Raw genomic sequence first — 9,012 nt, 5'->3', positions numbered from 1 at the left:
CGCGCCGTGACGGAGGGGGCGCTCTTTTCAAGGACATCCCCCCATGCCCCAAGCCCTCACCCTGGCCGAGGCCAGGGCGTTCCTGCGCGTGTCCGACGCTTCGGAAGACGCGCTGCTGACCCTGCTGATCGACGCCGCCGAGGTGCGGGTGGCCAGCGCCGCCGGCCTCGCCCTGACCGCCGCGAGCCCCGCGCCGCTGCGCCTGTCGGTGCTGATCCTGGCCGCCCACGCCTACGAGCATCGCTCGTCTTTGGGAGACACCGGCGAGCCGTCGCTGGCGCTGGTCGAGCCGTGGCTGACCCCCTACCGAAAGGCCAGGCTGTGAGCGACAAGCCCCTGATCGACGCCCTGGTCGCGACGCTCAAGGCCGCGCCCGCCGTCACCGTCCTCGCCGGCCAGCGGATCTATGGCGCCAGCCCCCGCCTGCCGACCTATCCCTGCATCGTCGTCACCCGCGCCGAGGGCCGGGCGGTCGGCGGGGTCGGCGGGGAGGGGATCGAGCACCTGCTGACCCTGACCTGCGCCAGCCGCTTCGGCGGCCCCGAAGAGGCCCGCGCCCTGGTCGCCGCCGTCCGCGCGGCCCTGCACGACGCCCGGCCCGCCCTGGTCGGCCGGCGCCTGGTGAACCTGCGCGTGCCCTATGCCGACGTCTTCGCCGGCGCCGATCGCGAAACCACCCTCGGGATCGTCCGCGTGCGGGCGGTGACCGAAACCCTCTAGAACAAGGAGCCTCCCATGGCCGCCCAAGCCGGCAAGGACATGCTGCTGAAGATCAGCGACGGGGCGCCGACGCCCACCTTCCACACCGTGGCGGGCCTGCGCGTCCGCACGATCAGCCTCAACGCCCGGACCCTGGACATCACCGACAGCGACAGCACCGGCCGCTGGCGCGAACTGCTAGCCGGGGCGGGGGTCAAGTCGGTGGCCGTGTCGGGCTCGGGCGTGTTCCGCGACGCGGCCTCCGACGCCCAGGCGCGCACCAGCTTCTTCGACCAGTCGGCCCGCGTCTGGCGGCTGATCATCCCCGACTTTGGCCAGCTGGAAGGGGCGTTCATCGTCGCGGCCCTGGAATATGCCGGCGAACACGACGGCGAGGCGGTGTTCGCGCTGAGCCTGGCCAGCGCCGGGGCGGTGAGCTTTACGGCGCTGTAGATCCTCCCCCCAGAGGGGGAGGTGGCCCGAAGGGCCGGAGGGGGAAGTTCTCCTGGCCCGGCCTCTTCCCCCTCCGTCGTCCCTGCGGTCCGACACCTCCCCCGCTGGGGGGAGGATTTGTGAAAGTGACTCCCATGCTCCCCCCCAACCCCGCCCGCGGCGAGGTCATCGTGACCCTGGCCGGCGCGCCGCGTCGGCTGTGTCTGACGCTCGGCGCCTTGGCCCGCATCGAGGCGGCGCTGAACCTCGCCGACTGGTCGCAGCTGCCCGACCGCATCGCCACGCTCAGCGCCGGCGAGCTGTCCGCCATCCTGGCCGCGCTGCTGGACGGCGGCGGCGAGCCTGCTGAGATCGCCGCGCGCGCCACCGTGCCTGAGGCGGCCAGCGCTCTGGCCGCCGCCTTGGCCGCCTGCGCATGAGCTGGGCCGCGCCGCTGCGCCTGGCCCTGTCGCTGGGCCTGCCGCCCGAGGCCTTCTGGCGCCTGTCGCTGACGGAGTGGCGGGCGCTGACGCAGGGGCCGGACGCGCCGTGCCTCAACCGCGCGGGCCTGAAAGACCTGATCGCCCGCTATCCCGACGAGGAGACCGCACCATGAGTTTCGACCAGGACGGCTTGTCCGCCGTACCCGCCCGCGCCGCTGAGGCGGCCGCTGCGCTGGAGAGCCTGAAGGCCCCCGCCGAACGCGCCGCGCGCTCGATCGACGAAGCCTTCGCTCGGGCCGGCGCCTCTCTGGTGCGCTCCCTGGCCCGCGCGGCCTCGGACGGCGAGGTGTCGCTGGCCGAGCTGGCGCGCGCGGTGCTGGGCGCGGCCGGCGCGGCGCTGAAGGGCGGCGGGCTGGGCGAGGCTCTGACCAAGACCTTCGCCGGCGCCCGCGCTGACGGCGGACAGGTGCTGCCCGGCGGGGCCTATCTGGTCGGCGAGCGCGGGCCGGAGCTGTTTCGCCCCGCCTCGGCGGGGAGCATCGAGCCCGTGGGAAGCAGCGGCGTGTCGGTGACGATCAATGTCCAGGGCGGCGAGGCCTCGGGCCTGATCCGCTCCGACGCCCAGCTCGCCCAGGCCCTGGCGCGGGCGGTGAGTTTGGGGGCGCGGGGGCTATAAAAATCCCTCCCCCTTGATGGGGGAGGGCAGGGTGGGGGTGACTTCAGCGTTCGACGCCGCGCGAGTGTCTGGCGTGGGTGATCACCCCCATCCCCAACCCTTCCCCCATCAAGGGGGAAGGGAGGTCGCAACACTCTAAACCGTCACCGCCATCGGGTTGATCGGCGGCGCGCCGTACTTGTTCTCGCGCGGTTGGCCCAGGCTGCAGCCGACCCACAGCGTAAAGGCCAGCCAGACGGCGAAGGCGATGAAGATCGACACGAACAGGCCGACCAGGGCGGTCAGGGCCGACACTTCGGGCTCGCCGTTGGTCAAGGCGGCGATGGCGGGCATCACGCCGACCGAAATGGCGGCGCCGAACACCAGCACCGGGCCCAGCACCCAGGGCAGGACCTGCCACCAGCCCGTTTGACCCATGTCGTGCAGGCGCTTGGAGTGGATGCAGACGCTGGCGTAGACGCTGGCCAACGACAGGGCCCAGCCGATGAACGGGATCCAGCCGGCCACGACGTTGACGCCCAACAGGACGAGCCAGCCGATCCAAAACGACTGCCGGCCGATGCGGCCCTCAGGCGACAGGAACAGGGTCTTCCAATCCATCTCTTGGTCTCCAATCTCGATCCCTAACCTAGGGACCGATCGCCCGCGCATGAAGTGAAAAGCGGGTCATGACGTCGTCTTAATGGGTTCGGCCGCGAACGGCTCCGCTTTTCCGCAAACCTTTTCACGACTTTCCAGAAGGATCGCTTGATGAGCGAGTTCCATGAGGCGCGCCTGCCTGCGCGCTTGGCGTTCGGCTGCACCGGCGGCGTCGAGCGGCGGACCGACGTGGTGAGCCTGGCCTCGGGCCACGAGCGGCGCACCAGCCCCTGGGCCCAGAGCCGCCGCCGCTATCTGATCGCCACCGCCCCGCGCCCCTTGGACGAGATCGCCGAGTTGGTCGCCTTCTTCGAGGCACGGCGGGGGCGTCTTCACGGCTTTCGCTTCCGCGATCCGGCCGATTGCAAGTCGTGCGCGCCGTCGGTCCAGCCGGCGGCGGGCGACCAGGCGATCGGGACCGGCGACGGCGCGCGCAAGGCCTTTCAACTGCGCAAGACCTATGGCGCGGGCGGCGAGGCGGTGGTCCGCACCATCGCCAAGCCGGTCGCCGGCACGGTGACGGTGGCGGTGGCGGGCGTCGCCTTGGCGCCGGGCGCCTTCGCCGTGGACGTCACGACGGGCCTTGTCACCCTGAACACCGCGCCGGCGGCCGGGGCGGCGGTGACGGCGGGTTTTGCGTTCGACACGCCGGTGCGGTTCGACCTCGACCGGCTGGACGTGACGCTTGAGGGCTTCGCCGCCGCCCGCGTCACCGCCTGCTCGCTGGTCGAGGTGCTGGTCTGATGCGCGCCTTGCCCGAGGGGCTGGACGAGGCCCGCCTGTGCCACGCCTGGATCCTGACCCGCGCCGACGGAACCCGGCTGGGTTTCACCGACCATGACCAAGATCTCGTCGTCGACGGCGTGACCTGCCGGGCCGGCGGCGGCTGGAGCCCTGGCGCGGCCGACAGCGCCGCCGGCTATGCGCCGGGGCAGAGCGCGGTGCTGGGCGTGCTGGACGATGCGGGGATCACGCCGGCTGACCTGGTCAACGGTCTCTATGACGGCGCGCGCGTGGAGGCCCTGCGCGTGGACTGGAGCGCCCCCTCGCGCCGCGTGTCGCTGTGGGCCGCCACCGTCGCCTCGGTCACCCGCGAGGGCGAGGCCTTCACCGCCACGCTCGCGGGGCCGCTGGCGGCGCTGGAGCGGGTGGCGGGCCGCACCTTCACCCGCCTGTGCGACGCGCGCCTGGGCGATGTCCGCTGCGGGATCACGCCCGCGCCGGGCGCGACCTGCGACAAGCGCTGGGCCACCTGTGTCGGGGTGTTCGGCAACGGCGTGAACTTCCGAGGTTTTCCGACGTCGCCCGGCGAGGATTTTTTGACGCTCTACCCCGTCGAGGGCGAACGCAACGACGGCGGGCGGCGGTGAGCGGCGGGCGCGCGCAACCCTCCCCCGAGAGGGGGAGGTGGCCGAAGGCCGGAGGGGGAGGTTCTCCGGGCCCCGCCTCTTCCCCCTCCGTCGGCTGCGCCGACACCTCCCCCGCGAGGGGGAGTATTGTTCTCAGTGAATCGGCGGACGCCTGTCCAAAATCCTCCCCCCAGAGGGGGAGGTGGCCGAAGGCCGGAGGGGGAGGTTCTCCTGGCCCCGCCTCTTCCCCCTCCGTCGGCTCCGCCGACACCTCCCCCGCGAGGGGGAGGATTGTTCTCAGTGAATCGGCGGACGCCTGTCCAAAATCCTCCCCCCAGCGGGGGAGGTGGCCGAAGGCCGGAGGGGGAAGGTCTCCTGGCCCGGCCTCTTCCCCCTCCGTCGTCCCTACGGGCCGACACCTCCCCCGCTGGGGGGAGGATTTGGTTGTCGCCCAAACCCGCCTCTGGCTCGGCACCCCCTACCGCCACCAGGCCTCGACGCTCGGCGCGGGGTGCGACTGCCTCGGCCTCATCCGCGGCGTCTGGCGGGGGCTGTATGGCGAGGAGCCCGAGGCGCCGCCGCCCTATCGTCCCGACTGGGCCGAGATCGGCGTCGGCGAGCCGCTGCTGGCGGCGTTCGGGCGCTGGTTGGTGGCGATCCCGCTGTCGCAAGCGCAGCCCGGCGACGTGCTCGTCTTCCGCATGGCCCCCGGCGCGGCCGCCAAGCACTGCGCGATAAAGGCCGCGCCGGACCGCATCATCCACGCCTATTGGGGCCGGGCCTGCGTCGAGAGCGCGCTCGGCCGCTGGTGGCTGGAGCGCTGCGTGGCGGCGTTTCGGTTTCCCCCTTTCCCCACCCAACACCCGACTGCGTCTTGCCGCCCTGCGTCCTTCGAGGCGCGCTCAGGAGCGCGCACCTCAGGATGAGGTGTTCAGCAAAAAAGCCTCCTCATCCTGAGGTGCGAGCCGCAGGCGAGCCTCGAAGGACGCACCGAGGCAAACGCTCGACCTCCTCGGCCTTCGCCGGGGAAATCGGAGGAGAAATGCTCATATGGCCCAGGTGATCCTCTCCAGCGTCGGCTCGGCCCTCGGCGGTCCCATCGGGGCCGTGGCCGGCGCCGTCGTCGGCGGTTTGATCGATCAGGCGGCGATCAGCGCCCTGTCGCCGGCGCGTCAGGTCGGGCCGCGCATTCCTGAGCTGCGCCTGACCGGCGCCGCCGACGGCGCGGCGCTGCCGTGCGTGTTCGGCCGCGCGCGGGTCGGCGGTCAGGTGATCTGGGCGGCGCGGTTTCGCGAGAAGCGGGTCGAGGGCCGGGTGGGCGGCTCCAAGGGTCAGAAGACGAGCGCCTACGCCTACAGCCTGTCGTTCGCCGTCGCCGTGGCCGAGGGGCCGATCGACGGGATCGGCCGGGTCTGGGCCGACGGCCGGGTCATGGACCTGTCGGGCGTGACGATGCGCGTGCATCTGGGAACCGAGGACCAGGCGCCCGATCCGCTGATCGCCGCCATCGAGGGGCAGGCCCCGGCCTATCGCGGCGTGGCCTATGTGGTGTTCGAGGATCTGCCGCTGGAGCCGTTCGGCAACCGCCCGCCGCAGCTGTCGTTCGAGGTCTTCCGCCGGCCGCGCGCGCCGGGGACGGTGGGGCTGGAGGAACGGCTGAAGGGCGTTTGCCTGATCCCCGGCGCGGGCGAGTTTGTCTATGCGACCCAAGCGGTGCTGCGCCGCGAGGGTCTGACCCGCACCGCCAGCGAGAGCGTGCATAACGCTGAAGGCCGTCCCGACCTGATGGTGGCGCTGGACCAGCTGCAGGCGCAGTTGCCCAACGTCGATCATGTCACCCTGGTCGTCGCCTGGTTCGGCACGGATCTCCGCTGCGGTCAGTGCCAGATCAAGCCGGGCGTCGAGGGCGCGGCCAAGGACACCTTGCCCTTGACCTGGAGCGTCGCGGGCGTCGATCGCACCGGCGCGCACCTGATCTCGTTGAAGGACGGCGCCCCGGCCTATGGCGGCACGCCCGCCGACGCGGTGGTGCTGCAGGCCATCGCCGAGCTGAAGCGGCGCGGCCTGAAGGTGACGCTGTATCCGTTCATCCTGATGGACACCCCGCCGGGCCAGCCGGCCTATCCGTGGCGCGGCCGCATCGCCTGCGATCCGCCCTCTGCCGATGGGACCGCCGCAGCGACGGCGCAGGTCGGGGCCTTCTTCGACGGGGAATGGGGTCTGCGCCGGATGGTGCTGCACCAGGCGGCGTTGGCGGCGCAGGCGGGCGGGGTGGACGGCTTCATCATCGGCTCGGAGCTGCGCGCCCTGACCACCACAAGGGGACCGGGCGGGAGCTATCCGGCCGTGACCAAGCTGAAGACCCTGGCCGCCGAGGTCCGCGCGGTGGTGGGGCCCGCCACCAAGCTCGGCTACGCCGCCGACTGGAGCGAGTATTTCGGCCATCAGCCCCGCGACGGCTCGGGCCATGCGGTGTTCCACCTCGATCCGCTGTGGGCCGACCCCAATCTCGATTTCGTCGGCGTCGACTGGTACCCGCCGGTCACCGACTGGCGCGACGGCGAGGATCACCTGGACGCGGTGGCGGGTTTTTCGGGGCCGCACGATCCGGCCTATCTGCGCGCCGGGCTGACAGGCGGGGCCGACTTTGACTGGTACTACGCCGGCGGCGCCGACCGCGACGCCCAGGTCCGCACCCCGATCACCGACGGCGCCCATGGCGAGGCCTGGATGTTCCGGCCCAAGGACCTGCTGTCGTGGTGGAGCAACCCGCATCACGACCGGCCGGGTGGGGTGCGTTCGGCGACGCCCACCGCCTGGGTTCCGCGCTCCAAGCCCATCCGCCTGACCGAGTTCGGCTGCCCGGCGGTGGACAAGGGCTCCAATTCGCCCAACCTCTTCATCGACCCCAAGAGCTCGGAAAGCTTCCTGCCGCCCTATTCGACCGGCGAGCGCGACGACTTTGGCCAGCGGCGCTATCTGGAGGCGGTGCTGGCCTGGCTGGACGAGCCGGCCGCCAATCCGGTCTCGCCGCTGTATGGCGGGCCGATGATCGAGGCGGCCAGCGCCTGGTGCTGGGACGCCCGGCCGTTTCCGGACTTTCCCGCCCGGTCAGACGTGTGGAGCGATGGCGGTAACTGGCTGCTGGGTCACTGGCTGACCGGCCGGGCCGGCATCGCGCCGCTGCCCGAGCTGATCCAGGCCCTGGGGGCGCGGGCCGGGGTGGCGATCGATCCCGGCGAGGCGGGCGGGGCGGTGGGCGGCTATGTCGTTGATCGGCCGATGCGCCTGCGCGATGCGCTGTCGCCCCTGACCGAGGCGTTCGCCCTGGACCCGGTCGAGCGCGGCGACCAGGTGCGGATGGTGTCGCGGACGGGGCGAGCAGTCGCGGCGCTGGACCCCGACGATCTCGTCTTGCCCGAGGACGGCCCGGCCGAGCGCGAGACCCGGACCCTCGCCCCCGCCGCCGAGGCCCTGCGCCTGCGGTTCCTGGACGCCGCCCGCGACTATCAGGTCGGGGCGCTGATCGTCCGCCGCGAGGCGGGGGAGGGGACGCGTGATGTGGACGCGCCGATTGTGCTGTCGGCGGCGGAGGCCGGCGCCGTGGCGCGGCGCATGCTGGACGCCGACGCGGCCGCGCGGCGCTTGCGCATCGTGCGGCTGTCGCCTTCGGCCGCCCTGCGGTTTGAGGCCGGCGACCGGCTGGCCTTGGACGGCCAGACTTGGCGGATCCAGCGCCTGGATCTCGACGAGCGGCCGCGCGCCACTCTGGCGCCTGTTCTGCGCAGCCAGGGCGTGGACGCGGTGATCGACTGGACGCCCGCGCCGCCGCGCGAGCCGGCCTCGCCGCCGGTGCTCCATGTGCTGGACCTGCCGTCGGACGGCGCGCTGTCCGACGACGCGCGGCCGCTGGTCGCCGCCGCCGCCGAGCCCTGGAGGCCGCTGGACGTGCATGCGGGCGCCGGCGTCGAGACCTTGACGGTCCGCGCCCGGCTGGCCGCGCCCGCCACGCTGGGCGTGACCTTGACCGATCTGGCCCCCGCCTCGCCGCACCGGCTGGACCGGTCCGCACGCCTGGACGTGCGGATCGAGGGGGCGAGCCTGTCGTCCGCCCCGCTGGCCGCCGTGCTGGCGGGCCAGAACGCCCTGGCCATCCGCGCCCCGTCCGGCGATTGGGAGGTGATCGCCTTCCAGACCGCCGATCTGATCGCGCCGGACGTCTGGCGACTGTCGGGCCTGTTGCGTGGCCAGCGCGACGGAGTCGCCAGCGCGGTCGTGATCCCGGCCGGCGCGGCCGTGGTGCTGCTGGACGAGGCGGTGGTCCCGATCAGCGTCGCGGCCTTCGAGCGGGGAACGACCCTGACGGTGCGCGCCGCCCCGGCGGGTGGTCCGCCGTCGGGGGCGGGGATGACGCAGATCAGCGCCGTTTGGACCGGCCGGGCCTTGCGTCCTCTGGCCCCGGCGCATCTGCGGGGACGCATGATCGGCGGTGATCTGTCGGTCTCGTGGATTCGTCGCGCCCGCGTCGGCGGCGATGTCTGGGATGGCGAGGTTCCGCTGGCCGAGGGCGTCGAGCGCTACCGTGTGCGGGTGCTGGACGGCGCCGCCGTGCTGCGCGAGGTCGAGGTGACGACCCCCAGCTTCACCTACGCCGCCGCCATGCGCGCAGCCGATACGCCGTCGTCTGGCGCGCGGCTGGAGGTGGCTCAGGGCTCGTCGCTGTACGGCTGGGGCGCGCCCGTCACCACAAGTCTGTGATAAATATACCACATGC

The 9,012-nt window shown here is 72.7% G+C and carries 11 protein-coding genes and 3 pseudogenes; 12 read left to right on the top strand and 2 right to left on the bottom strand.

The annotated features are described in order from the left end of the window. The first annotated feature begins 43 nt into the window (after positions 1 to 43). The 7 genes and pseudogenes from CA606_RS14040 to CA606_RS14010 all read left to right on the top strand — a co-directional run bounded on the left by CA606_RS14040 (position 44) and on the right by CA606_RS14010 (position 2,250). Positions 44 to 325, top strand: a complete 282-nt coding sequence (locus tag CA606_RS14040; protein WP_096050564.1) for a head-tail connector protein — start codon at positions 44 to 46, stop codon at positions 323 to 325. Further along, a complete protein-coding gene (locus CA606_RS14035; RefSeq protein ID WP_096050565.1) occupies positions 322 to 720 on the top strand; it encodes a DUF3168 domain-containing protein in 399 nt (132 codons plus the stop codon). Before CA606_RS14040 ends, CA606_RS14035 begins: the two co-directional genes overlap by 4 nt. A gap of 15 nt (positions 721 to 735) precedes the next feature. Further along, positions 736 to 1,152: a phage major tail protein, TP901-1 family gene (locus tag CA606_RS14030; RefSeq protein ID WP_096050566.1), complete on the top strand. Its 417-nt coding sequence runs from the start codon at positions 736 to 738 to the stop codon at positions 1,150 to 1,152. Next, a pseudogene (locus CA606_RS14025) lies at positions 1,151 to 1,272 on the top strand (peptidase); the annotation flags it as partial. The gene CA606_RS14030 and the pseudogene CA606_RS14025, both read left to right, overlap by 2 nt. A 14-nt stretch (positions 1,273 to 1,286) precedes the next feature. Beyond that, positions 1,287 to 1,571 (top strand): GTA-gp10 family protein, encoded by a 285-nt coding sequence (locus CA606_RS14020; RefSeq protein ID WP_096050567.1) that lies wholly within the window; start codon positions 1,287 to 1,289, stop codon positions 1,569 to 1,571. Next, complete coding sequence (locus CA606_RS14015; protein ID WP_096050568.1) at positions 1,568 to 1,747, top strand: phage tail assembly chaperone; 180 nt, start codon at positions 1,568 to 1,570, stop codon at positions 1,745 to 1,747. Before CA606_RS14020 ends, CA606_RS14015 begins: the two co-directional genes overlap by 4 nt. Further along, positions 1,744 to 2,250 carry a phage tail tape measure protein gene (locus tag CA606_RS14010; RefSeq protein WP_096050569.1) on the top strand — a complete coding sequence of 169 codons (507 nt, stop codon included), beginning with the start codon at positions 1,744 to 1,746 and terminating at the stop codon, positions 2,248 to 2,250. Before CA606_RS14015 ends, CA606_RS14010 begins: the two co-directional genes overlap by 4 nt. Positions 2,251 to 2,385: 135 nt before the next feature. Here CA606_RS14010 and CA606_RS14005 read toward each other — a convergent pair whose 3' ends face one another. Continuing rightward, a complete protein-coding gene (locus CA606_RS14005) occupies positions 2,386 to 2,850 on the bottom strand; it encodes a DUF805 domain-containing protein (RefSeq protein ID WP_181242592.1) in 465 nt (154 codons plus the stop codon). A gap of 147 nt (positions 2,851 to 2,997) precedes the next feature. Here CA606_RS14005 and CA606_RS14000 point away from each other — a divergent pair, with 147 nt between their 5' ends. From CA606_RS14000 to CA606_RS13985, 4 genes and pseudogenes are all read left to right on the top strand, one after another. Then, complete coding sequence (locus CA606_RS14000; RefSeq protein WP_096050571.1) at positions 2,998 to 3,633, top strand: phage distal tail protein, Rcc01695 family; 636 nt, start codon at positions 2,998 to 3,000, stop codon at positions 3,631 to 3,633. Continuing rightward, positions 3,633 to 4,259 (top strand): baseplate hub protein, encoded by a 627-nt coding sequence (locus CA606_RS13995; RefSeq protein ID WP_096050572.1) that lies wholly within the window; start codon positions 3,633 to 3,635, stop codon positions 4,257 to 4,259. Before CA606_RS14000 ends, CA606_RS13995 begins: the two co-directional genes overlap by 1 nt. A 167-nt stretch (positions 4,260 to 4,426) precedes the next feature. Beyond that, a pseudogene (locus CA606_RS20155) lies at positions 4,427 to 4,531 on the top strand (hypothetical protein); the annotation flags it as partial. Then, entirely contained in the window at positions 4,529 to 5,164 is a 636-nt protein-coding gene (locus CA606_RS13985; RefSeq protein WP_096053772.1) for an NlpC/P60 family protein, read from the top strand. The pseudogene CA606_RS20155 and the gene CA606_RS13985, both read left to right, overlap by 3 nt. On the opposite strand, the pseudogene CA606_RS20630 reads toward CA606_RS13985, so the two are convergent. After that, positions 5,116 to 5,227 (bottom strand): annotated as a pseudogene (locus CA606_RS20630) (hypothetical protein); the annotation flags it as partial. The gene CA606_RS13985 and the pseudogene CA606_RS20630 sit on opposite strands and share 49 nt — an antisense overlap. A gap of 61 nt (positions 5,228 to 5,288) precedes the next feature. On the opposite strand from CA606_RS20630, the gene CA606_RS13980 reads away from it, so the two are divergent. Further along, complete coding sequence (locus CA606_RS13980) at positions 5,289 to 8,996, top strand: baseplate multidomain protein megatron (RefSeq protein WP_181242591.1); 3,708 nt, start codon at positions 5,289 to 5,291, stop codon at positions 8,994 to 8,996. Positions 8,997 to 9,012: the final 16 nt, after the last annotated feature.

Origin of the sequence: Caulobacter vibrioides (assembly GCF_002310375.3) — a bacterium.
Lineage (GTDB): Bacteria > Pseudomonadota > Alphaproteobacteria > Caulobacterales > Caulobacteraceae > Caulobacter > Caulobacter vibrioides_D.
Note: the sequence above shows the minus strand (reverse complement) of the source record. Positions and strands in the feature narration are given on the sequence as shown.

Bases quoted from the DNA above. Each gene is read 5' to 3' on its own strand.
- CA606_RS13980 (WP_181242591.1), top strand. From the start codon at position 5,289: ATGGCCCAGGTGATCCTCTCCAGCGTCGGCTCGGCCCTCGGCGGTCCC.
- CA606_RS14010 (WP_096050569.1), top strand. From the start codon at position 1,744: ATGAGTTTCGACCAGGACGGCTTGTCCGCCGTACCCGCCCGCGCCGCT.
- CA606_RS14015 (WP_096050568.1), top strand. From the start codon at position 1,568: ATGAGCTGGGCCGCGCCGCTGCGCCTGGCCCTGTCGCTGGGCCTGCCG.
- CA606_RS14020 (WP_096050567.1), top strand. From the start codon at position 1,287: ATGCTCCCCCCCAACCCCGCCCGCGGCGAGGTCATCGTGACCCTGGCC.
- CA606_RS14030 (WP_096050566.1), top strand. From the start codon at position 736: ATGGCCGCCCAAGCCGGCAAGGACATGCTGCTGAAGATCAGCGACGGG.
- CA606_RS13995 (WP_096050572.1), top strand. From the start codon at position 3,633: ATGCGCGCCTTGCCCGAGGGGCTGGACGAGGCCCGCCTGTGCCACGCC.
- CA606_RS14005 (WP_181242592.1), bottom strand. From the start codon at position 2,850: ATGGATTGGAAGACCCTGTTCCTGTCGCCTGAGGGCCGCATCGGCCGG.
- CA606_RS14040 (WP_096050564.1), top strand. From the start codon at position 44: ATGCCCCAAGCCCTCACCCTGGCCGAGGCCAGGGCGTTCCTGCGCGTG.